This is a genomic window from Acinetobacter sp. 802_lipA, assembly GCF_058242885.1.
The window spans coordinates 239,460-263,400 of sequence record NZ_JBZAYP010000001.1; the positions used below are offsets into that span (position 1 = coordinate 239,460).

Sequence of the window (23,941 nt, forward strand, 5' to 3'; positions counted from 1 at the left end):
GTCTGTATCAATCCGTTACAATCTAATCAAAACCACTAAAACCCTTACAAAACAAAACTTACACTCTATTTTAGTCTTTTTTATTCTATTTTAATCCTCAATAAAAACGGGTATCTTAACGGGTAACATATTTCTATTAACAAGATACCCGTATGCTCACAGATGCAAAAGTCAGAACTTTAAAATCACTAGAAAAATCTTACCGAATACTTGATGCTGAACGTTTATATATTGAAGTGCGCCCGACTGGTAAAAAAATTTGGCGATTCAAATTTGTCTTACATGGAAAAGAAGGGACTATTAGTTTTGGCGAATACCCTGCAGTATCACTTCAGGATGCTCGTAAGCTTAAAGACGAGGCTAAAGCTAAACTTGCTAAAGGCTTGAACCCTGTTGAAGAAAAGAAAAAAGATAGAATTGAAAAAGAATTGGCTGTTAACAATACATTTAAGGCCATTGCTCAAGAATATGTTCAAGAGAGAATGAAGTACAAATCAGAGGACTATATCGGCCGTTTTAATAATTCTATGGAAAAGGATGTCTACAAAGCCATTGGCAATAAGCCAATCAATGACGTTAGCTCTGCAGATATCTTATCCATTATGAAGAACACTGTTCAACGTGTATTAAGTCAAGGGAAGCATGGCACTGGTGAGTCTGCTGCCAACCTTAATCGTAGATTCATTGGTTTAGTTATGCGCTATGCAATTGTGACTTTACGCGCTGATAACGATCCCACATACGCGGTAAGGGAGGCCATTGAATCCCCTGAGGTAGAACATGCTCGACCACTTGAAAAGCATGAGAAGAATGCACTACGACAAAATATTGATAGTTATGGAGGTTCTACAACCGTTAAGAATGCATGTTTGGCAATGCTTTACTCTATGCTCAGGACTGTTGAAATAAGAAAAATGGAATGGAGTTTTGTAGATTTTGAAGAGAAGATTATCAAATTTCCTAAAGCCTCTAGACGATTAAAGCAAGAACGAACAATGAAGAAAAATCGAGTTCATATCGTTCCCATTTCCAATCAATTACTTAATATTTTGAATGAACAATATGCTTTTACTAAAGATCAAAAATATGTATTCCCTTCCCCGCAAAAAAGAGACTGCATGATCTCTAGAACTACTCTAAACAAAATGCTTACATATATTGGCTTAAATCAAGTAACAGCTCATGACTTTAGGGCTACAGCCTCAACTGAATTAAATGGCCTTGGCTATAATACTGACTGGATTGAAACACAACTAGCCCATGCCGAAGTAAATAAGACCCGCGCTTCATATAACCATGCGAAATATTTGACTGATCGTAGAAAGATGCTTCAGGATTGGGCAAATATTGTAGATAGCTGGAGCACATGAATTATGAAAATATCAGATATAACACCCAACTAACTACCTAATGCACTAGATAAGTAATGAAAGTAAAATCGGTTCTAGTGATTGATTGGGAGTTATTTGGAAAGCTAATCGAAAAAGAAAAAATTAACATATCTCCCTCGGTCTCAAGATGGAGTGCGTTTTATACTGGCTTTGGTGTAAACGATCAAAAAATTGTATATTACTGAATATTTCTCTCATGTGCGCAAACTTTGAAGCGATCAGAAAGAATCGCGCATTCTTGCTAGACCTTCCTGAACCAGATCAATTAGAATTCCCTAAAGACATATTTCCGAACTCCCCCTCACCTTTGATCTTTTCCAATGACGTCAAGATCAAATAGATATCAGTTGATTTTGGAATGATTCTCAAATGGGCAAAAGAAAAAATTTTTGGAAAGTACACATATAATGCCTGGACAGAGATGGTTGCTGAGAAACCCAGTTTTAGAGAAGCTCGGCACAAGTCTCAATTTGGTTTAATCCATTTCGAAACCATCTTTGAACCCCAATACATTAATGGGAAATCGCACTCGAATGAGCTGTTTCAAGAAGGAATTTAGTTTAAAAAGTGCTGTATGATTTTAATATGTATCGAGAACAAGGCTGCATACAACCTGGCCTTGCTTACTAATGTTGAATCGATAGAACGAAATGAAAAGCTACAGCTTGCTGTGAAAGGTGTCAAAGAAAGGTTTAGGTTGACAACAAAAATGTTTAACACTAGAGGGATTGCCAGTTCCTCCTTATTAAAACAACGTGGAAAGGTGCTAAGGTTATTAGAAAATTAGGCCCTAATTTATTGATTTATGTATAATCCTTTAAAAAATTAGGACACAACTCTAAATATGAAAAGCTTTTTAATCTCTGGGGCTTTCGCACTCTCACTATTTTCCACCTTAGCGAATGCGGAATACTATAAAGTTTACATTAAAAGAGACGACAGCAACATCTACATGGATACCCAAGCAAAACTAATTATTAAAACTAAATATTGCTATGAATATATTTATGGAGAGGAAGCTATTTTGATTTACGATAAATATTCATACTCAAATCAGTTAATTTTTAAAAATGGTGAAAAGTGTGACGTTGACTGGATTGCGGTCATTCAATAAATCAGTTTTACCTCCTTTTTCTCAATTCACACACTGCACACAAACTAGGACATGTACCTTTGTCGAAATCGAATATGCTGCACAGCCTGATAGCAGTTGGGTGGCCGCTTTTTGTTTTTCTGGAAGTAGTCGTCTGCTTACACATGGTACGCTTATTAAAAAACCACCCTAAGGTGGTTAAAATATCTAGAAATAATTATTATGAGTTCTATTTTATTATTAGAACTTATTATTCATCAGTAATTTTTTCCTTAGATGGCTCTCTGAAATACTTATAAATTTCATACTCATAATTAACATCATCTAACAAAGTATGTTTGCTGGATTTTTTACTTTGTTTCATAACAATGGATAAAGGAATCTGGTCTTTCTTACTCTCATCAATAGTAATATGTTGTATGAAACCTGCTAACCATAACAGAAACTCATCTTCATTTGAGATTCGAGGAATTAGGGTTAAGAGGTGGATCAGGAAATTTGAACAACACTTATAAGTGATATTTTGCTCCCCAAATGATGTTATAAACATCAATATATGGAGTATTTTATGGCACGTAGACCAAGAAGAAATCATTCAAATGATTTTAAAGCTAAGGTAGCACTTGCTGCGATTAAAGCAGAAAAAACACTTGCTGAATTGAGTGCTGAATTTGATGTTCATCAAAACCAAATTATCGACTGGAAAAATCAACTGATTTCAGCTTCCTCGCAAGCTTTCGATCAATCAAAAGCTCCAACAGAACCACCCATCGATCTAAAAAAACTACATGCAAAAATCGGTGAGCAGGCATTAGAAATTGATTTTTTAGAAGGTGTGTTGAAGAAACTGGGCCGCTTCAACCACAAAAGTTAATCGATGACTCACTTCAGATTTCAGTATCTAAGCAAGCTCAGCTGCTGAAAGTCTCCCGTGGTTGTTATTACTATCGCCCAAAACCTGTGAGTACATCAGATCTGAAGCTGATGCGGTGTATGGATGAGTTACATATGCAATACCCTTTTGCAGGTAGCCGTATGATGCGTGATTTGTTGAATCGTCAAGGACATCATATAGGACGACGTCATACACGTACTTTAATGAAGAAAATGGGCATTAATGCGTTATATTGCAAACCAAATTTAAGCCAGGCTAATCAAGCTCACCGCAAATATCCATATCTGCTCAAAGGATTGGCTATTCAGCGCAGTAATCAAGTGTGGTCTACGGATATAACGTATATCCCTATGGCAAAAGGCTTTGTTTATTTATGTGCTGTGATTGATTGGCATAGCCGCAAGGTACTTGCGCATAGAGTATCGATTAGTATGGAGGTTACATTTTGCATAGAAACATTAAATGAAGCTATTGAAAAATATGGTCGACCTGAAATATTTAATACAGACCAAGGCAGTCAGTTTACCAGTGATGCATTTATTGATGTATTGAAATCAAATGGCATTCAAATCAGTATGGATGGTAAAGGTCGATGGGTTGATAATGTGATGGTTGAACGATTATGGCGGAGCGTTAAATATGAAGAGGTGTATCTCAAAGCCTACAGCAATGTTTTGGATGCGAAGAAGCAATTAAACGCATATTTTGAATTTTATAATTTGAAACGACCTCATTCGAGTCTGGACAAAATGACTCCAGATGAGTTTTACTATGACCAGCTACCACAACAAAATAAGGTAGCTTAACTAGAGCAGAGTATCACTTATAAATAAGCTTTTAGTTGTTCAAACATGTGGGACCACCTCTGTTAAATCCAACCTTTTAATACCGTCAATTTTATTCTCATCATCAAAAATGGTCGCACAAATTTCATGATCAACTTTTAAATTACTTGAGTGGGTATACTCTCTAACTTTGAGGATTATCAATGTGAAAAGGCCTTTTTGATCCCTTTCAATACCAACCTCTTCCTTAATGTCTTTTATGACTTTTTCAGCCAAAGCTAGATATTGTGGCATGATAATTTCCTTTATATAAATCATACCTAAACTATTATGTGAATACATAATCAATAATTAATTACTCGTTTGTTACGTAAATGAAACTTCCAGTAAATATTGTAAATTCACAATTACACTAAAATTTAACCAGTTTACATATTCTATCCATATTGTGATGTAGTTATATCTTGCAATAAAAAACCACCCGAAGGTGGTTTAACTAAACATCATTGACATCTGTCCAAACTCATAAATGAGTAATGTGAGACCAAATGCTGAGGCTGAAAATACGAGTACTTCTTGCGAGGTCATATCCATCTCCTTCTATTGTTCTATTTAATGCTCTAGTCATTAAGAATGCATTTGACTCTAAATGCAAACAATTATCACAAATTCTAGGGATAGACATGTAAGAGGTTTTATAAAAGTAACTGTGACGTTGATTAAGTGTATAAAGTTGTATAACAACATTTCATAAGAGAGAAAAAACCTCCGCGAATAATAGATATCGAACAGGGTCTTTTATGTCTGATCCATTTAAAAAAATAGAGGCTTAGAACTCTCTTAAGATGGATTGCTTAAAAAATTTACGCATCTGTCTATGTCTTCTAGTGAGACCTAGTACCTCTTTGCGCTTAATAATTTCATCTTCAGTAAAAGGCAGATGATTGATAAGCTCCTCAATCGCCATAACACTATTTTCAATTAAGAAAATATCCTGCTCGGTTGTCCAATTTGAGGTTATATGCTCAGATTTTTTAGGCAGTCTTTTCATAAAAAGAAATTATACCTAATCATGAGGACTTTTAAATTTCTTCAAGCACTCTCGGCATACACAAATTTCTTTATGGTCATTTGTGTAATCAATCTCTCTAGCTCCATGAAGGCCAAATATACACATTAATAATCTGATCATCTTATTCCTCCTTTAAGTACCTAAAAAGTATATGTCTTAGGCATCTATATTTATATGAATCCCTGTAAGACAGCATTTCGAACAACTTTATCGAAGTTTGAATGAAATGAATTTTCAGTAGTGTGACTCTTTAACAATAAACAGAAACTTGCTACCGCACCTATGCTCACCAAAGTTAAGAATTTCATCTTTAATTCCATCCATGTAGAACTTTTGATTCAAACATATCACTGTGATTTGTATTTATCTAACCGCCTTATGATGAATTACTGTTCATAATGTAACCACATTATTATTTATGTAATTGAATTTGTTAAACAATGAAACAATTCCTATTAAATTACACTGATTTATTACAACTTATAAATTTAAAGCTTTATGTGCCCATTTCAGAAATTTATCTTTATCGTTGAAATTAGGGACATTCAATAAATTGATATAGGAAACTTCACCAAAGTTTCCTGAGATTTTATTTGATTCAAGAATTGTAAAATCTTCTTCTCGCCCTACATGTACTTCCCGAAAAAACTCCGTAACTTTCCGATCAAGGTTTAGTGAGGTAAACGCCTCTCTTTCAACTAAAAAGTCATAGATCTGGCTAATCACATGTAGTTCAAATTTTCTATTCATTTTTTCCGTTCTCATAATTATTTTAACAATTGGTTCAATTTAAACTAATTTCTTTTACGGATAAAGACAATAAAAAACTTACTATCAGGGACAGTTAAATAGATTTTCGCTTAGTCTTTGCCAGTAAGATCTCTATACGTTGAGTAACTTCCAATAATTTAAGCTCAGCATCACGCCAAAAATAATAGACGTCACCATGTATGACATACATTTGCTTAATGTAGTTTGCTGCTTTTGTCTTGTTTACTTTTTTAGCATTAAAACATGGTTTATCAAGCACTATTACCCTGCCATCTAAATCACCACCGATATAAATATTCATTTCTATTCTTCTTGTTGTAAGTAATGATTAAAATATATCACAACAAAAAAGCGCAATTATTTGAACGCACTTTATCGACTAAGCATCTGATAAAAAATTAAAATTTATACCAATACGATTTAAGTTAAGCTCCTATTAAAAAAGCCCTACATTTCTGTAAGGCTTTCCCCTTGGTCTTTTGCGCCGAAACAAGGAATCGTTGTTTTTATTTACAACAAAATAATTAAATCATTAATCGAATAAAAAATGAAGAAAAAAAACCTGCAACTTAGGGAAGGTGCAGGTATAAACTGATATTAACTATCATGGAGAACTTAATACCAACTAATATACTTGGTTTATATTGAGACCTCATTCACATTTTATTCCAAATTATCTAGCAACAAAAAATCCCATCAAATGATGAGCTTTTTACGGTAATTAAGTGAATTTCCATATGTACGTCCACTATAGCAGAAATATGCCATATACCTTGATCAGGGTCAAGTGAGCATATTCTCAATTTGCACTTCTGGCTTTGCTTTAATACTATTCATCTAAGCACTTCAAATAATTGATCTAATGTCTGAACCTCAGTTTTCTCTCAGTGATTATCTATCAACCGTACAGGAAGTAATTCAAATTACTTTCAATGAGCCTGTATGGGTGAAAGCTGAGATCCGTAATCTAAATATTAAGGGCGGACATTACTATCTTGAGTTAGCTGAAAAGGATGAAAGTACCGACAAAGTTATAGCGAGTTGTAAAGGAACCATCTGGAAATTTACAGCTCAGAAAATGGTGCTTAAGTTTGAAAGGGAAAGCGGTGTAGAGCTTTCAAAAGATTTAAATGTCCTGGTAAAAGTCAGAGCCAAGTTTGATCCACAGTATGGCTTTTCAGTTAATGTTGAAGATATTGATTCAAGCTATACCCTTGGAGACATTGCACGGCGTTATCAACAAATATTAGAAAGACTAACCACTGAAGGTCTGTTAAATAAAAATAAGCTCATTCCTACTCCGTTTGATATTCAGAATGTCCTGGTAATTGCTCCTGAGAATGCGGCAGGTTTAGGTGACTTCAAAAAAGATGCTGATGCTTTAGAAAAATCTGGTGTATGTCATTTCAAATACTATTCAGCCACATTTCAAGGGAACACGGCAGCAAAGAGTATCATCACTTCTCTAAGTAATGGTCTGAGACAATGGGCTACTGATTTCAATACGCCACCCGATCTCATCGTGATTATCCGTGGTGGCGGTGCTGTGAACGACCTTGCCTATTTAAATGATTTCGAACTGGCAGCATTGTTGGCCAAACGAACCGTTCCGATTTGGGTCGGTATTGGTCACGAGAAAGACCGTACGATATTGGATGAAGTTGCAAACCGTTCATTTGACACACCAAGTAAGGTAATTGGTGGTATTCGTAATCTTATCGCTGAACGGACTCAGGGTGTCTTAGATTCATTCCAAACCATTAAGCTATTATCCCAACATCAAATCACGACGTACCAAAGCCAAAATGATCAATACATGAGAGTGATTAAGACGCTTGCGCATGGGCAAATTAATGAAGCAAATAAGAGCGTAGATTTGATGCGAAGCACCCTACATTACTTAGCCCAGCAACAGATCAAACTGGCAATGAATCAAGTCGAATCGCTGATGCGTGAAACCCTAATCCAGAATCCGCGAAACGTGATGGCTAAAGGCTATGGAATAGTTCGTAGTGAAGGGAAAGCTATTCGCTCTATTCAACAGATTTCAGGTGATAACATCCAGGTCGAATTACAGGATGGTACCATTCAAGCAAATGTAACGAAGGTAATTGGTAATGAGTAAAAAAGAACTCTCTTTCAAGGAAGGCTATGGAGTCCTTAAAAAGAATGCCGAGCTATTGGAGTCACACGAAGAGCCAGACATCGACAATTTAATGAAAATCGTTGAAGAGTCTATGGTGGCATACAAAGCCTGTAAAACACGTGTTGATGCTGTACAACAAGCTTTGAATGAGACATTTAAGGAATAATAAGTTAATAATTTGGATGGATGTGTTCGAATAAGTTTAATTTCAACCATGTTTGCCTTTGGGAGGAGTCTACCATTAAGTTGTAAGATCAAAACCAATCGAGATATTTCCTCGATTTATTAAAGCTCGGTTATTGGGGGACCAATTCACTGTACGATAGATTTTAGGTACAGGCTTCTTCATTTGGAATTTATATTGTTGAAAAATATTCAAGAAGAAATTTATGCAATAAAGCGACTTCAACTTATACATCTTTGTGTAACAAAGCCATAATAAATATAAAAAATGAATTCTTATTAAACATGTAAGAAAGGTTTACGATGTATTATAAGCATTAATAATGTAAATTACGTTCTGCTTGTGTTTGCTTATTGACAACTTAAGTATTATAAAAAAAATATCGATCTATAATAAAATATAATCGCAATATGAGATATTAAAAATTGAGAGACATAATAGATAAATCAATTTCACAATTAGAATACTTGAACTCTTTATTAAGAGATAAGCTTAGCTCAAATTACAATAAGCCATGTCTATTTTTAGATATAGATGGCACTTTATCTGATTTTCAATTAAATCCTATCGATAGTTATATTCCGACTAAGACTTTAAATATTTTAAGACAAATTATTTCAAAGAAGATTCCTGTTATAGCTGTGACTGGACGAGATATTGATTCTGCACGTAAATTATTTGAATCCATTGATCTTCCAATTGCCGCATTGCATGGATTAGAAATATATATAGGAAATGAAAAAAAATTACATACACCAAAGAGTTTCTTAGAAATTTCAAATATTTACAAAATTTTAGCTCGAGCATGTATCGCCTATCCAAGTTTACTGATTGAAAACAAGAAATCATCAATTGCGTTGCATTATAGGAAAGCTCCAGAGCTCGAAGATATAGCAAAAAAAATAATGTTAGAAGCTCAAAAGATATTCCCCAACCTAAGATTAATTCAAGGGAAATTCGTTTATGAATTAATACCCGCTCAAGCCAATAAAGGCTTGGCAATCAAGGAAGTTTTAGCTCATTTAAACCAGTATGAGGTTTACACACCAATTTTCATTGGTGATGACGTTACGGACGAAGATGGTTTTTATTTTGTGAATCAGTTGGAAGATGGCATCTCAATCAAAGTCGGTCAAGGGCTTACCCATGCCAAATACCAGCTTAAAGACACAAAGCAAGTATATGATTTTTTAGAATTATTTTTAGACCATATTCGAAACCATGATAACAATTTTAAGGGTAACAACAACTTAGATGGAGAGAAAACATGTCTAAATTAATTATTTTATCGAATCGAGTCACTATTCCCAACGGGCAAAAAACTACCGCAGGTGGGCTTGCAGTCGCTATACAAGATGCATTAGATGATATTGGTGGTATATGGCTCGGATGGAATGGCGAACGAGTTCATAAGCAAGAGGAAGTACATTTTAATATTTTTCGGAAGGATAAAGTTGATTATGTCACCTGCCCTTTAACAAATTCTCAATATTCAGATTATTATGCAGGGTTTGCCAACAATTCACTTTGGCCTGCCATGCATTATCGTTCAGACCTGATTGAGTTTAAAACATCAGAATACGAAGGATATCAAAAAGTAAATTCTTTATTCGCTCAAAAACTTGCCGAAATTGCAGATCCAGACGATACCATTTGGGTTCATGATTATCATTTTTTAAGTGTGGCGAAATATTGCCGTGAACTCGGTATGCAGAATAAAATTGGATTTTTCCTGCACATTCCTTTTGCACCTTTATTTATCTGGCAAAAAATTCCATGTGCTCAACAATTGATTGAGGATCTATGCCAATACGATGTGGTGGGTCTACAAACAGATAAAGATCAAAAAGTGTGTATGCAAGTATGCACATCTTTATTGAACGCACAGAAAATTCAACAAACTTTGTTAAGCTACCATCAACGTTTAACCATAATTAAATGCTACCCAATTGGTGTAAATCCAACAGCGATTCAAAAAGCGGCCCATAAGTTTATTGATGTACAAGACTTCCTTACCCGCCCAGTAGAGCTGAATGCTGCAAAAACCATTATCGGCGTAGATCGGATTGATTATTCAAAAGGTTTACTGGAACGCTTTTTGTCCTATGCAGAGTTCTTAGAGAAATATCCTGAGTATCAGCAGCATATTCAACATTTACAAATTGCTTGCCCATGTCGTTTGGAAGTTCCAGCTTATCAACGTTTATTTGAGCGTTTCAAGATTAAGATCGAGATGATTAATCAGGAATTTGCAAAGGAAGAGTGGCAACCCGTGGAATGTATTTATGATGCAATAAAACATCATCATTTGATGCAAATCTATCGTCAAGCCGATGTGTGCTGGATCAGTTCAATACGAGACGGGATGAATCTGGTCGCGAAAGAATATATTGCCGCGCAAAATCCATCAAATCCTGGTGTACTTATTCTATCCAAATATGCAGGTGCTGCAGAGCATATGTCAGAAGCACTACTGGTTGATCCTACCGATAAAACGGCAATGGTCGATGTTTTAAAAACAGCACTGGAAATGCCACGACAAGAACGTATTTCACGCTACAAACAACTAATGAAAGGTTTAAAAGATTTTGATATTAATGACTGGCGCAATGCATTTCTTAACGACTTACAGAACAAAACCGCTATGCAGGATTTCAGATTCCTGGGAATACGTAACGTCAACCCTATTTATCAAAATTTATAGTACTTCGATTTGTAAGGAACTGGCAGTATCCAGATATTGCCAGTTCAATTCACTATGATACTTATTTCACATAAGTAAACCGATTTAAAGCCACAATCAATAATAATAGACCAGATAGTGCCATAAACACTGTACTTAGGCCAATCAGCTCACTCACCATTCCAATGAAAGCCGGTCCAACCAGAATACCCGTATAAGCCATGGTCGAAACACAAGACAATGCAACTGCGCTCGGCATCACCGTCTGACGTCCAGCACGGGAAAACATGATCGGGACGATGTTAGAACAACCTGTCCCAACCAGTGTATAACCCACTAAAACCAGCCACCAATAAGGCACGATACTGACCAAAGCTAAACCTAAAGTTGCACAAATCGCGCTATAGGTTAAAAGCTTTTTTTCACCAAAATAACGGATCAGATAATGCCCCGTAAAACGTCCTGTGGTCATGGCAATCGCGAAGAAGGTATACGCCAATCCCGCAAAAGCGGTATTAACTCCATATTGTTGCGTTAAATAAATACCACTCCAGTCCATCGCCGCGCCTTCCACCATGAAAATGATGAAGCAGGCAATACCAATTAATATAATCAAAGGTTGTGGCAGGCGCTGGCGTATCGACTTTTTCACTTTCGAAGATGCTTCAAGACTGGTATTTTCTACAGCTTTTATGCTGTATGGCACTGAAAGAAAAACAATAATTACCAACAGTAAACTCACAGCAAATGCGCTCATAACAGCCGAAATACTTAAAGCAAGCAATGCAGTAATCGTCAGTACCCCAGCTAATCCGCCTAGACTCGCCATACCATGAAAGCCAGACATCAATGATTTTAAGCTATTTTTCTCAACCACTACGGCCTGAATATTGAGTGCAACGCCCAGACTTCCTGCTGCTGTACCAAATAAGAATAAGGTGATCGCCATCATTAACGGCGTGGTCCATAAGCTTAGGCTTGGCAATAAAACGGCAAGCAAGAGTAAAGCGAAACCGATCGGCACACGACAACCAACACGCTGAACAATTTTACCTGTTGCAGGCATAGCTAGCATTGCACCTAAGCCGCTGCATAATAGCAACAAACCAAAATCGGCATGATTAAAATGTAAACGTTGCTGGGCAAAAGGAATCAGCGGCGCCCATGCAGCCGTGGCGAAACCCAGACCGAAAAAGCTAAAACGAGTTGAAAGACGTTGAGCACTTAATTGAATTTCAGGATCAATAAGAGCAGTTCTGGAAAAAAGGATCATTTAATACCATCCACACAAATTAACTCAGAGCGTCCATCTCGGATAAATCGCCATAGAAAAACCCCTGCTAATCTATAGAGAAGTTCTATAAATCCACAGAGGCTTTTATGACGAAATTATACACAAAACCAATCTAAAAACAGTATTTTTTACAAAAATAAAATTTATATATATCAATAACTTATTATTACTTATCCAAATAAAATTAAAGCATTTATTTTTAACACTTTTTCTTCTTAGCTTTTCAATTTAATTAGGCAAAGATATGAATTTACTTAAATTTTGTAAAGATGACAGAATTAAATAGCTCATTTATAAAGCTGAATAATATATGTCACCCGCTAAAGCTGTGGATTAACTTTCTCTCTCGAATTAGGTCAATTTTATAAATGTTTTAAAAAGTACGATAAACCTTCAGGTGCACGTCCATTTAATCGACTGCTAGTGGTGACCCGAACCAAATTGCTCCAAGTGATTTTGCAACATTGCTTAATAAATTTTTCAATTAATGAGACATCCTCATGACAAGGAATAGGTTCAAAGCCTCCTGCCTGAATATAGGCTTCGGCACTAAAGCTTAAATTCGCCCCATGTATATGTTGATGATCCATCATGTCCTGATAATGCGTCAGATATTTCTGCTGTTGTTGTATTGATAAGTGACTAAGATCATCCAGTATAACGATACCACAAATGGCATCTGTTGGCTGATGTCGCATTTGGCATAGTAACCAATCTGGATCTACAATTGTATCAGCATCCGTGCAAGCGACCCATGTAACTCCTTGATCGATTAGCTGCCTAATACCAAGGTCTCTGGCCTTGCCCACACAAGCAAAATTACATTCAACCCAGTTCATCTGATGTGACTTTACAATCATGAGGGACTGGTCAGTACAACTGTCTAAAACCACTAGAATCTTGACCTGACCGTGACCTATATACTGTGTAGCTTGTTCAATTGACTGCAAACAAGCGGATAAATTCTGTTCTTCATTATGGGCTGGGATAACAATACCTATTTTCATATTAAGCCCTGTTGTTTTGCCAAAGATGAAGGATTTACCGTCCAGATATCAATAATGAAATCTGGATCATTCAGACTTAAATAATGAGTGAACAACAAAGATTGTTTTAAATGATGATGGACTTGAGAAGCATCTAGTTCAAAATCCTGAATGGCGTGACGCCAGTGACAACACAGGATTTCACCTTGTGGCGTTAAACTGTCTTGGAGCTGATCGATCAGTTCATGCAGTTCATTGCGTGATAAGTAATAGGCCACTTCACTGATGACAATCAGATCAAATTTCTGTTCAGGAAAATATTCAGGAATTTTTTGGTGTTGAACGCTCACATGCTTCAAACTCTCTAAACGTTTAGAGGCCCAATGAACAGCATGTTCAGAAAAATCTAGACATAAAAGCTGATCAGCGCGTTTGGCTAAATGTACACTTAAATGTCCATTGGAACAGCCGATTTCCAACACTGATGAATAACGCTCTTGAGTAAGCAATGCCAAACAAATCTGCCTTTTACGAGCTTCATACCAATGTAAATCATAGCCCCAAGGGTCATTATTGTGATGATATAAGGCTTCGAAATATTGACTAGAATCATTCACAAAGATAAACCTCCCAAGGCATTAACAAACGTTCGATGATTGCTGGAGATAAAATCGCAGCATTGCCTGTACTTTCATCAGCTTCAATCTGACTCTTAAACTGCATGATGGCCTGACGTTTTTTGATTAATTGGGCCTGAGTTAAGTTGTAAGCTCTAGCCTTTTGCCAGTGGATACGCGGATCTAGTGGTCGCGCCCAATGCCAAGCCCAGATCAGCACGTGTAAATATGATATGTCATGAGCTTGAGCAAATGCCTGTACAGTTTTTCCTACCGCTTCATGATCTGGATGCCCATCCAGTGCATAGCTACAAATTAAAATATCTTCCGCTTTAACCAACTTGTCTAATTCTTGCCACAGATGTTCCCTGTGCAAATGAATCTGCCCGTCTGGTAAATTTAATGCAATACGTTGAACATATTCAGAAATATCTAGACACTGTAAAGCCGCTAAGCTTTCTTGTGGGCGAATTTGATCTAATTGATCTGGGCTGTATTTGGTTGAATGTGGATGGCTTTGTGTCCCATTACTGACGGCAACGATCACCAACTGACAATTCAACATAATTAATTGTTGCATCAAGCCGCCACACCCCAGTATCTCATCATCTGGATGGGGTGCGACAATCAAGATTCTTTTAGATTGAAATTTTTTAAAATTGAGTAGAGAAAGCGGCTGCTGCTCAAATGCATGCAGCCATTGTTCTCGGGAGGTCCCTTGCCCTTCAATAATACGATCTTCGACTAAAGCATGTTTTAGAGCTGCCATGATATTTGCTCCTGTAAACATCGTTCAGCAATTTGCTCATCATCGAATGCCGCATGACTTTGCCGAATAAATACAGGTAAATCAGCCATTAGGCTGGCAAAAGTTGCTTGTTCACAAAAAGGCCGTGCTCCAAGCGCTTTTCCTACCCCTTCAATAACCTCCAAACAGCTTTGTTCTGCCTGCGCACGCAAGATCCGTACATCCCGTTCATGGCTAAGCTTGGGTTGGCTATCAATCAGTTGCGCGATATATTGGAAATATTGTCGGGTTACAGCAAGTCGAGTTACCAACCGCCCTAAATACATTTTCTTAAAAGGATTAGGGGTTTTAAGGCAACTTTGTTGTAGCTCATCCACTAACCGTACCGCGGCACCGTACCAGCAAGCTGCAACACCCGCAGCACCATGCCAAAAACCAACCCGATCAAGGTAGTCATTGGGATGACCAATGAGTTTGACTGCTATCCCCTGAAAATTGACTCTTGCGGTCTGTGTTCCCTTCATGCCTATAGCTTGCCAGTGAGCCAGATCAATGGTGATCAATGATTGGTTGAGGTCAATAATGCAGAGCTGAGATTGCCCCTGTTGATCTTTAAAACTGATTAATGCTTTATGAATAAATTCAGCGCCTGAACACCACGGCTTAATTCCATGACAAAGCCCATTTTCGACCTGTAACGGCACGGGTCCACCATCGGCAGCCCAAACAGCCCATGTCTCCTCATTGATTTCATGTTGATAACCGAGTTCATGCAAAATACTTAAAGCATCAAAATGGGACTCAAAAAGCTTTCCTAAACTTAGGTCAAAGCCAGCTATCTGGGCAAAAATTTGCCAGCGTTGATAGGTTTGTCCCGAAGCAGGTTCAGGCAATCGTCCAACAGAATGAATCAACTGTTTCAACACAATCGGACGTTGACTTAGCTTTTCTTCAGCTGAATACTGCTCAAAGCGATTTAATATGTCTAAAGTTGAGCCTTTTATAAATATTTTTCTATTCATTCTTAAAATTTTAATTCAAATGAGTTTATTTAAATAATAATTGAAATAATCTGTTTAGTTAAATAGATAAATTGTAATGAAAAGATAATTATTCGTAATTATTTAACTATTTATTTCTTTTGTTTCATTGTTAACTAAATAGCAGGTTTATGTGAATCTATAAAATCATCATGTAAGGATTATTTAAAATCCAACAATTATGATGAAATAAGCAGTAGCTTAAAGGCTTCTGTGTTGTAATGTTTATAAAAGAGGTTTAAGAAATGAGTACTTTAAATATTCAAGATATTAAAAAACATTCAGATGTAATTGCTTCTTGTGGTACCAAAGTCGGAACAGTTGATCATCTCGAAGGTGATAGCCAACTCAAACTGACGCGTGATGAAAATGATCAGCATCATCTGATCCCAACGGCATGGATTGGTGAGGTCAAAGATGACAAAGTAGTTCTGATTAAAAATTCAGAAGAAGTTAAGCAACAATGGCAAGCTATTTAAATTATCGTAAAATAAAGAGTACGGCTAGACTTTGATCGTACTCTTTATTTCTTTGTAAGTAATTTCAAAAAAGCCCTAATCCTTCGCAATGTCCGTTTGAGTCATAGGTATTTGATTTCATACTTGTAAAAAATAGCTAGATGCAATCTATTTGTCATAGACTACATCTATTCTGTATAAATTAATAAGTTAGCCTACTCTTATTTAAAATTACTGCCTAAGAATGGGAAAATATACTCAACTACTTTTTGCGTAGCCCATAAACCAATCTCTTGGTGATGTTGATGTGGAGCTAAATATGGCATCAATTTGCTAATTTTATGCCCAGTATTTGTAGATATCTGAATTTGCTGCTGTAACAGCGATAATTCTTTTTCTGACAAATAACTAAAATCATTTAGTTCTATAAAGTTTTTTATATATTCTGTATTTACTGGGTTAATGCGTCTACTTAAATTAGCACCCGCAATCCAATCATAAATAAAAGCTTTTTCTGCAGCAGAGAAAACACCAAACATTTTCCCATCTTCTTCATTGATCATTTTCCAAAATCGGCTATGTTCTGGATCTTCGTTAAGCTTAATCCATCCTATTTTTATTAGCTCACTAATGAATTCCTCAACCTGATCTTCTTCTGATAGCCATGAATTTACAGACTTATTATTAAACTTGCATTTCTCATTATGCATGTGCTTTCCAACCAAAGCTTTGCTCTTGAAAATTTCCAGAACCACTCGCTCAGTATTTAGGTTCTTTATTATTTGAACTGAGCTAACTCCCCGATTATTCAATAAAAAGCCTATCTTTAATTTACGAATAAATTCGGATTGATTTGGGTAGCGTTTGGCTAAACATTTAATCGCATTTGTAGCTAATTGAGCATGCCCATTATCAAAGTTATCAATTGTAATGTGTAGGTTAAAATATTTGGAATCAATACCTAACTCTTTAAGTTCATAATTTGTAATCAGTAAATGAAGTGGTAGTTGTTCGTATCCAAAATTAAAACCTGCAATCTCGGGTATAAAATCTGATGGAGCATAAGCTAAAGCTAATTGTATTGCTGACTGGTGATAATATTCATCAGGCAAATTCATTGAAAATTGATGAAGACCAAGTGATAGAAGTAATTTATTGAAAAGTTTTACATGGTTACTTTGACTGGAACCTAACCCCAACTCCTCAACATATATCTGTATAAAGTCTCTAAAAGCTGGATCATTCCAGTACTGTGTAAAGCTATAAAGCCAAGCCCCGTCTACACGTTTGGTCGGTGCTACTTTGTATAAAAACTCATAAGCTTTACTTGTAGTTCCAAAAAACTCCCTTGCACTCCCATTTTCACGCCTTTCTAAGTACTCTTTGTAATGCAAGCATTGTGTTTTATTTTGTTTCTGCATCCAGACTGCCAATTGATCAACATTAGTAGGAAAATCAGAGAAATCACTATCCAAATGAAGTATTTCGTTTTCTAGGAAATGAAAAGCTTTCAACTCTTTTGCAGAACGCGACACTGATGGATCTAAGAAAAATTGTGTTATTTCAAAATATTTCTGATGGGCATCGGTTATTAAATTTAAAATTCTCTCTTTTACTGCAGTAGGCATTATAATTCTCTCGCGGTAAATAACTTATACCAACATAATTGACACTTGCACTTAATTAATTAACAACTTTGAAAAGAAACGTTAACAAATGTAATCCTTTAGTTTATTTATTTTAAAATACAAAAATTTAAGTAAATAATTATAATATTTGAAATAAAGAAACATTTCACAATCTGTGATATAAATCACACTCATTGGAATTAAAAAAATTATGGTGTTTAAAATTAGTAAAAAGCATTATATCTAATTTATAAAATTTTTAACTTTATTTATTGAAAGTACAAGCACCGTTATTATTCCTTTCGTTATTTCATTGATCCAACACAGATTTTTATTTTTTCAAATTCAAAAAAATCAATAAATTACAAACACAAATCCAATCAAAAAGATATAAATCTGAATTAAGAATAAAATTTAACATTGTTAGCCTTTTGTAAAAAACAAAATATATATTTCCATTTATTATCAACACCTAAACCTTTAAAACAAACACAATTTAACTCAAAAATTAAAATGTAACACCTCTGATGTTTTTTAAAACACAAATTATGATATTAATAATAAATCTACTGATTAATTAATGTAGATTAATTCTAATCTTATGAGGTTCAGTAAAATGACTAATCAAAATCAACAGCAGAAAAATCAGCAACAGCAGCAGCCAAATCAACCGCAAAAAAAGCCAGATCAGCAACAACAGCAACAGCAACCAGACCAACCACAAAAAAATCCGAATCAGCAAAAACAACCGAACCAAAACCAGAAAAATGACCAACACGCTCAACAGAAATAATAGTTTTTCATGTTGAATAATATTATTAAATTCTTAAACTCATTCATTAATTAAATCCAACTATGAATTTTTTTTGAATTCTTAGTTGGATAGAATTGGAGTTCATTATGACTATCAATGACCATCAAGACGAAAACCCAATCAAGCATGATTGGCGTACAGATTATTCAAACCGCCCATATTACGGCGATATCCAACGAGAACTTCCTGATGTAGATTATGACCGTGATCTTCGTTCAGCCTATGAATTAGGTCAGCATGCCCGAAATGAGCGTGGTACTGATGCACGATTTGAGGATTCAGAAAGTGATCTAAAAGTAAAATGGGAAGAACTAAAGGCTGAATCACGCTTAAAGTGGGAACAAGCCAAACATGCGATTAAAGATGCATGGGACAAAATGTAAGCCAATATAATGATAATGAGCCTTTTAGGCTCATTATCAGCACATCTAAATAATAATTAAATAGGTGTAAAATGGACTTTATAAAAATACTATTAGCTGATACTACATTTACTTTTGCAGCAGAAATTGTACTTCGTAGTGTCTTGATGTACTTCCTGATTATCTTAGTTTTAAGATTTTCTGGTAAACGTGGTGTTAGACAACTTTCCATCTTTGAAATCGCAATTATTCTTAGTTTAGGATCTGCTGCTGGCGATGCTATGTTCTATGAAGAAGTTCCGATCATACATGCTGTCATCGTTTTTGCAGTAATTATGGCTTTATATCGCTTAACAACTTATTTAATGATGAAATCCGATGCTATTGAGACCGTATTGGAAGGTCGACCTATATACATCGTCAAAAATGGTTTACTGATTGTTGAAGATATTAAGCAAGAAAAGTATTCATACGATGAATTCTTTGCTGAAATGCGCCAAAAAAAAATAGAGCATCTCGGACAAGTTAAAATAGCACTGCTTGAGACTGATGGCTGCCTAAGCGTGATCCCATATTCTAAAGAAAATATAAAATGGGGCCTTCCTCTGTTTCCCGATGAATACCAAATCGCAGATCATCATAATGTCGATCACTTTTATTCTTGTATGTTGTGTGGTCAAACCCAACGTTTAAATCATTTAAATGAAGAATGCCCTCGCTGTCAAAATACAAAATGGGCTAAATCCTGTTTGTATTGCGAGGAATATCAAAATTAATAAGCTTTTGTTTTGACTTAGATTATTTCAATATTATTTAAAATGAATAGTTTAAGCGAACAAAAAATACACATTTCTTTACCTTACTCAAAGCATAAATACTTAAAGTTTATATGAGTATCTTTGATCCAAAAAAGAGTTTTCTTGCAAGAAACTCATATTCGATTGTAGATAACCTAATTAAATTGTATAAGCACACAATATCCGTCAACAAATAAGCCATTAACTTAAGTGAAAACAAATACTTAATTTCACAAAACGTTATAAAGCAAATGTATAAGAGAATGTGATATGAAAGAACCAAATACACCAAAAATCGACCAACTTTCTGAGGAAGCATACGTGGATCCTATAGGTAAAACCCTTACCTCTTCTTTAGGTGTTCCCGTAGCTGATAATCAAAATAGTCTAAAAATTAATGAGAAAGGCCCTACTCTTCTCGAGGACTTTCTTCTAAGAGATAAACTTATTCATTTTGATCGTGAGCGTATTCCAGAACGTGTTGTACATGCTCGAGGGGTCGGTGCTCATGGTTACTTTCAAGCTTATACAGGTAATGAAAAATGGACTAAAGCCAAGTTCCTAACGGACACAAATAATCGAACTCCTATCTTTGTCCGTATTTCTACAGTTCAAGGTGGGCGAGGTTCGGCTGATGTCGTTCGAGATGTACGAGGTTTTTCTATAAAATTTTATACTGAAGAAGGAAATTATGATTTGGTGGGGAATAATATCCCTGTCTTCTTCATTCAGGATGCTATTAAATTTCCGGACTTTGTTCATGCAGTAAAACCAGAAGATGCCAATGAAGTTCCAACTGGTCAATCTGCCCATGATACTTTCTGGGATTTTATTTCTTTAAACACCGAAGCATCACATATGACTACTTGGATAATGTCTGATAGAGCAATTCCAAGAAATCTACGCTCTATACAAGGTTTTGGTGTCCATACATTTAGATTGATTAATAAGAATAATGAAGCATTCTTAGTGAAATTCCATTGGACTCCAAAGCAAGGGGTAGCTCAAGTCGTCTGGGATGAAGCTCTAAAAATTAATGGCAAAGATCCCGATTTTCACAGACGTGATCTGTGGGATGCTATTGAGCGTGGCAATTACCCGGAATGGGAATTAGGCGCACAAATTTTCTCTGAAGAAGATGCAAAACAATGGGACTTTGATGTCTTAGATGCCACAAAATTAATCCCAGAAGAACTTGTACCAGTTACTCCACTAGGTAAATTTGTTTTAAACAAAAATACAGATGATTTTTTCGCAGAAACAGAACAAGTTGCTTTTAGTCCTGCAAATATTGTCTCAGGTATAGATTTTAGTAACGATCCCCTTTTACAAGGACGGCTATTTAGCTATACGGATACTCACTTACACAGACTAGGTACGGTAAATTTTAATCAAATTCCAATTAACAAACCCGTTTGTCCTTTTCATACGAATAGACGAGGTGGTTATGCTAATCACGAAGTTTATAAAGGAAAGGCAAATTATGAACCTAATTCTGTTGATGAAAATTGGCCAAGAGAATCACCTAATGACAGTGGTGCTTTCAAGACACATCCTGAAGAAGTACAAGGCAGCAAACTAAGAGTTCGACCAGAAAGTTTCGCTGATCATTTCTCGCAAGCCACAATGCACTACCATAGTTTGGAAAAATATGAACAACAGCATATTAAGGATGCATATTCTTTTGAATTATCTAAGGTTAAATCGGAAGATATCCGCAGACGTGTAGTTTACGCTGTCTTAGCTAATATTGACTTGGACTTAGCTGAATATGTTGCGAAAGAGTTAGGTATTAAAACTCCCCCTAAACAGCAAGATAGTCTGCACCAACCCGTAATTGCATCTTCGAAAAGATTAAGTACCTCATCTTTTCCTGCATCTGATATTAAACAGCGAAAAATTGCCTTGCTCGTTCATGACGGTGTAAATGCGTCATCAATAGATGATATTAAAATATGGGCTGAAGCAGAAAAAGCTATTGTGGAAACTTTAGCACCGAACGCAGCCCCTGTTAAATCTAGTGATGGCAATGAAATACCAGTAGATGGAAGACAAAATGGCGAGCCTTCAGTGACTTATGATGCCGTAATCGTGATTGATGGGAATAATTTAGAAGTATTTAAGGCTGATGGAGTTTCTAAACATTATGTATTAGAGACATATAAACATCTCAAGCCTATTGTTTTCCTGGGTGATAAATGCGCTTTAATAGATGAGTTTCAGCTCACTAAGGATGCAGCTCTATTCTCTACTCAAAATTTTAAAGAGATCCAAGATCAATTCAAACAAGCTATTCAAAATCATCGTTTGTGGGATAGAGAAAAAGTTGTCGCAGCTATTCCAGCATGAATCTATTTGAGCTTAAAAGTAGTGTAAGCATTTGATTTCAAAAAGCCCTCGACGAGGGCTTTTTGATCTACTTTTGCTCTTTAAGTGGATTCTTAGGTTCTTGATTTGGTTTTTTTTGGGGATCTGGATTCTGATAGGTTTTCTGATCACCCTTGTCATCGTTTGATTCTTTTTGAGGTTTTGATTCTGGATTTTGCTTATTAATCATGTCGGTTCCATCACCAGTATAGCTTATATAAATAAATATGACTTGTAGAGCTGAGTATCAATTATAGATATGTAAAACTCACTGTTTTTAGGTTTAATACTGCAAATTCTTATGTGAGCACTGCGTTGACGATACTAAATTGTTTTGAAATCATTTTATTCTTAGTTGGGTTATTATTTGAGCGATGATTACAAAGAATAAAAAGGGATAAGTCTATGTGCGCAGACTTTGAAGCTATCAGAAAGAATCGTGCTTTTCTCCTAGATCTCCCTGAGCCTGATCAGTTGGAGTTCCCTGAAGACATTTTCCCGAACTATCCTTCACCTTTGATCTTTTCCAATGACGGCAAGATCGAATGGAGATCAATTAATTTTGGAATGATTCCCAAATGGGCCAAGGAAAAGAATTTCGGCAAGTACACATACAATGCCCGGACTGAGACGGTCGCTGAGAAACCCAGTTTTAGGGAAGCTTGGCATAAGTCTCAGTTTGGCTTGATTCCAGTCGAAACCATCTTTGAACCTAAATACATTGACGGGAAATCTCACTGGTATGGGATTGCACGTGAGGATGGCATGCCCTTTACTGTGGCGGCCATATACGAGAATGCTGTCATCGATGGGGAGCAAATCCGATCAATGAGCATGCTCACCATCAATGCCGATAAACACCCCTTTATGAAGCAATTCCATAAACCTAAAGATGAGAAGCGCTCGATCATCGTAATCCCTGACGAATACCGCGAAGAATGGCTGAATTGCAGCTTTAAAGAGGCGCATGAGTTCTTCTTTGAAATGCAGGATGAGTACATCACCTTCCCTAAATCCCACTTATCCGAAAATGGTGCTCAACCTAATTTAATTTGAAGGTGCCTTGATTATCCACAGCTTTTAAATTTGAAATTTAATTCAGCGCAGACTATTCTAAAAAAAGAGTTCAGTTCCAAACACGCCTCGTAGCGTAGGAGTCAAACATGTCAAAGAAACTACCGATCTATTTCTCGGATGACGTCTGGTCATTCCTTCAAACACTCATGGGTCCCGATGGTGCTCCTAGTCCTACAGTCAATGCTGTCTTTGAAAAAATACAAAAAAAGCATGAGCTAGGCTCTAAGTTTGATCTTAAAGAAATTTCAGTCAAAACCCGCCTCGAAATTCCGTCTGCACTGGAACGTTTTTCAGCTGGTCCTGCTTTTGGTACCAAAGACCATATCGATAAGTCGATCGACTTAAATGACTTTCTTATCTTCAACCCCATATCCACTTTTATGGGACGGGTTGATAGTGAGTCTATGCTTTACGCTGGTTTTGAAATCGATGACCCTTTCTTGGTCGATAAGAGCATTACAGCACAGCATAGAGATATCGTTTTAGCCCTCATCGATGAGCGTGAAATAACACTTAAGCGGTTAATGATGACCGCTAAGATGTCAAAACAAGAAATCAAAGAAATGTTTGGGGATGAAGACTATGAACTTCCCCCTATTTGGCTGAGAGCTGAAAATCCAGCTTACGAGCATATTATTCCTAAAGACAGCCAGTCTATCTCTATCCAAGGGGTTGTGACTTTCAACCTCAAGCAATTTTATAGACGCTCGACCAGCAAATAAGAAGTATAAAA

The 23,941-nt window shown here is 36.1% G+C and carries 25 protein-coding genes and 1 pseudogene; 14 read left to right on the top strand and 12 right to left on the bottom strand.

What is annotated here, in order from left to right:
- Positions 1-152: 152 nt before the first annotated feature.
- From AC4CU3_RS01185 to AC4CU3_RS01195, 3 genes are all read left to right on the top strand, one after another.
- Complete coding sequence (locus AC4CU3_RS01185; RefSeq protein ID WP_078424976.1) at positions 153-1,370, top strand: tyrosine-type recombinase/integrase; 1,218 nt, start codon at positions 153-155, stop codon at positions 1,368-1,370.
- Between the two features lie 973 nt (positions 1,371-2,343).
- Positions 2,344-2,505 (top strand): hypothetical protein, encoded by a 162-nt coding sequence (locus tag AC4CU3_RS01190; protein WP_212749328.1) that lies wholly within the window; start codon positions 2,344-2,346, stop codon positions 2,503-2,505.
- A 535-nt stretch (positions 2,506-3,040) separates the two neighbouring features.
- A protein-coding gene (locus AC4CU3_RS01195) for an IS3 family transposase (RefSeq protein ID WP_126624276.1) occupies positions 3,041-4,185 on the top strand; the annotation gives its coding sequence in 2 pieces (ribosomal slippage) (positions 3,041-3,305 and positions 3,305-4,185; 1,146 coding nt in all).
- A 39-nt stretch (positions 4,186-4,224) separates the two neighbouring features.
- On the opposite strand, the gene AC4CU3_RS01200 is transcribed toward AC4CU3_RS01195, so the two are convergent.
- The 4 genes from AC4CU3_RS01200 to AC4CU3_RS01215 all read right to left on the bottom strand — a co-directional run bounded on the left by AC4CU3_RS01200 (position 4,225) and on the right by AC4CU3_RS01215 (position 6,308).
- Positions 4,225-4,458, bottom strand: coding sequence for a hypothetical protein (locus tag AC4CU3_RS01200; RefSeq protein ID WP_490737935.1), 234 nt, complete (start codon positions 4,456-4,458; stop codon positions 4,225-4,227).
- Positions 4,459-4,993: 535 nt separating this feature from the next.
- The gene (locus tag AC4CU3_RS01205) at positions 4,994-5,215 is read right to left on the bottom strand and encodes an acyl-CoA thioesterase (protein WP_078424974.1); all 222 of its coding nucleotides are present in this window, start codon (positions 5,213-5,215) and stop codon (positions 4,994-4,996) included.
- Positions 5,216-5,716: 501 nt separating this feature from the next.
- Entirely contained in the window at positions 5,717-5,986 is a 270-nt protein-coding gene (locus AC4CU3_RS01210; protein ID WP_004984984.1) for a hypothetical protein, read from the bottom strand.
- Positions 5,987-6,080: 94 nt separating this feature from the next.
- Positions 6,081-6,308 carry a hypothetical protein gene (locus AC4CU3_RS01215; protein ID WP_004984985.1) on the bottom strand — a complete coding sequence of 76 codons (228 nt, stop codon included), beginning with the start codon at positions 6,306-6,308 and terminating at the stop codon, positions 6,081-6,083.
- A gap of 561 nt (positions 6,309-6,869) precedes the next feature.
- Between AC4CU3_RS01215 and xseA the strand changes: the two genes are divergently transcribed.
- A complete protein-coding gene (gene xseA, locus AC4CU3_RS01220) occupies positions 6,870-8,132 on the top strand; it encodes an exodeoxyribonuclease VII large subunit (RefSeq protein ID WP_078424973.1) in 1,263 nt (420 codons plus the stop codon).
- The gene (xseB, locus tag AC4CU3_RS01225) at positions 8,125-8,319 is read left to right on the top strand and encodes an exodeoxyribonuclease VII small subunit (protein ID WP_078424972.1); all 195 of its coding nucleotides are present in this window, start codon (positions 8,125-8,127) and stop codon (positions 8,317-8,319) included. The genes xseA and xseB overlap by 8 nt, the downstream gene beginning before the upstream one ends.
- A gap of 78 nt (positions 8,320-8,397) precedes the next feature.
- Here the strand turns inward: xseB and AC4CU3_RS01230 are convergent.
- Positions 8,398-8,502: pseudogene (locus tag AC4CU3_RS01230) on the bottom strand (IS5/IS1182 family transposase); the annotation flags it as partial.
- A gap of 260 nt (positions 8,503-8,762) precedes the next feature.
- On the opposite strand from AC4CU3_RS01230, the gene otsB reads away from it, so the two are divergent.
- Both otsB and AC4CU3_RS01240 read left to right on the top strand, forming a co-directional pair.
- A complete protein-coding gene (gene otsB / locus AC4CU3_RS01235; protein ID WP_078424971.1) occupies positions 8,763-9,617 on the top strand; it encodes a trehalose-phosphatase in 855 nt (284 codons plus the stop codon).
- Positions 9,605-11,041 (top strand): trehalose-6-phosphate synthase, encoded by a 1,437-nt coding sequence (locus AC4CU3_RS01240; RefSeq protein WP_114392964.1) that lies wholly within the window; start codon positions 9,605-9,607, stop codon positions 11,039-11,041. The genes otsB and AC4CU3_RS01240 overlap by 13 nt, the downstream gene beginning before the upstream one ends.
- A 61-nt stretch (positions 11,042-11,102) precedes the next feature.
- Here the strand turns inward: AC4CU3_RS01240 and AC4CU3_RS01245 are convergent, their stop codons facing one another.
- The 5 genes from AC4CU3_RS01245 to AC4CU3_RS01265 form a co-directional block, all read right to left on the bottom strand.
- Positions 11,103-12,293 (bottom strand): MFS transporter, encoded by a 1,191-nt coding sequence (locus AC4CU3_RS01245; RefSeq protein ID WP_114392966.1) that lies wholly within the window; start codon positions 12,291-12,293, stop codon positions 11,103-11,105.
- Between the two features lie 383 nt (positions 12,294-12,676).
- On the bottom strand, positions 12,677-13,321 hold the full coding sequence (locus tag AC4CU3_RS01250; protein WP_004986552.1) for a glycosyltransferase family 2 protein: 645 nt from the start codon (positions 13,319-13,321) through the stop codon (positions 12,677-12,679).
- Complete coding sequence (locus AC4CU3_RS01255) at positions 13,318-13,917, bottom strand: class I SAM-dependent methyltransferase (protein WP_004986550.1); 600 nt, start codon at positions 13,915-13,917, stop codon at positions 13,318-13,320. The genes AC4CU3_RS01250 and AC4CU3_RS01255 overlap by 4 nt, the downstream gene beginning before the upstream one ends.
- Positions 13,910-14,686, bottom strand: coding sequence for a PIG-L deacetylase family protein (locus tag AC4CU3_RS01260; RefSeq protein ID WP_335998132.1), 777 nt, complete (start codon positions 14,684-14,686; stop codon positions 13,910-13,912). The genes AC4CU3_RS01255 and AC4CU3_RS01260 overlap by 8 nt, the downstream gene beginning before the upstream one ends.
- A complete protein-coding gene (locus AC4CU3_RS01265; RefSeq protein WP_058951824.1) occupies positions 14,674-15,687 on the bottom strand; it encodes an acyl-CoA/acyl-ACP dehydrogenase in 1,014 nt (337 codons plus the stop codon). The genes AC4CU3_RS01260 and AC4CU3_RS01265 overlap by 13 nt, the downstream gene beginning before the upstream one ends.
- A gap of 263 nt (positions 15,688-15,950) precedes the next feature.
- Between AC4CU3_RS01265 and AC4CU3_RS01270 the strand changes: the two genes are divergently transcribed.
- Positions 15,951-16,184 (top strand): DUF2171 domain-containing protein, encoded by a 234-nt coding sequence (locus tag AC4CU3_RS01270; RefSeq protein ID WP_004772208.1) that lies wholly within the window; start codon positions 15,951-15,953, stop codon positions 16,182-16,184.
- Positions 16,185-16,384: 200 nt separating this feature from the next.
- Here AC4CU3_RS01270 and AC4CU3_RS01275 read toward each other — a convergent pair whose 3' ends face one another.
- Positions 16,385-17,791 carry an iron-containing redox enzyme family protein gene (locus AC4CU3_RS01275; protein ID WP_058951822.1) on the bottom strand — a complete coding sequence of 469 codons (1,407 nt, stop codon included), beginning with the start codon at positions 17,789-17,791 and terminating at the stop codon, positions 16,385-16,387.
- Between the two features lie 616 nt (positions 17,792-18,407).
- Between AC4CU3_RS01275 and AC4CU3_RS01280 the strand changes: the two genes are divergently transcribed.
- From AC4CU3_RS01280 to AC4CU3_RS01295, 4 genes are all read left to right on the top strand, one after another.
- Positions 18,408-18,584, top strand: a complete 177-nt coding sequence (locus AC4CU3_RS01280; protein WP_004986537.1) for a hypothetical protein — start codon at positions 18,408-18,410, stop codon at positions 18,582-18,584.
- Between the two features lie 107 nt (positions 18,585-18,691).
- Positions 18,692-18,988 (top strand): hypothetical protein, encoded by a 297-nt coding sequence (locus tag AC4CU3_RS01285; protein WP_004981674.1) that lies wholly within the window; start codon positions 18,692-18,694, stop codon positions 18,986-18,988.
- A gap of 71 nt (positions 18,989-19,059) precedes the next feature.
- Complete coding sequence (locus AC4CU3_RS01290) at positions 19,060-19,743, top strand: DUF421 domain-containing protein (protein WP_004986536.1); 684 nt, start codon at positions 19,060-19,062, stop codon at positions 19,741-19,743.
- A gap of 291 nt (positions 19,744-20,034) precedes the next feature.
- Positions 20,035-22,113, top strand: a complete 2,079-nt coding sequence (locus tag AC4CU3_RS01295) for a catalase (protein WP_131230069.1) — start codon at positions 20,035-20,037, stop codon at positions 22,111-22,113.
- 67 nt (positions 22,114-22,180) lie between these two features.
- On the opposite strand, the gene AC4CU3_RS01300 is transcribed toward AC4CU3_RS01295, so the two are convergent.
- Positions 22,181-22,321, bottom strand: a complete 141-nt coding sequence (locus AC4CU3_RS01300) for a hypothetical protein (protein WP_335998123.1) — start codon at positions 22,319-22,321, stop codon at positions 22,181-22,183.
- Positions 22,322-22,536: 215 nt separating this feature from the next.
- On the opposite strand from AC4CU3_RS01300, the gene AC4CU3_RS01305 reads away from it, so the two are divergent.
- Positions 22,537-23,187, top strand: coding sequence for an SOS response-associated peptidase family protein (locus AC4CU3_RS01305; RefSeq protein ID WP_094149022.1), 651 nt, complete (start codon positions 22,537-22,539; stop codon positions 23,185-23,187).
- A 107-nt stretch (positions 23,188-23,294) separates the two neighbouring features.
- Positions 23,295-23,930 (top strand): LexA family protein, encoded by a 636-nt coding sequence (locus AC4CU3_RS01310; RefSeq protein ID WP_010326904.1) that lies wholly within the window; start codon positions 23,295-23,297, stop codon positions 23,928-23,930.
- The last annotated feature ends 11 nt before the right edge of the window (positions 23,931-23,941 follow it).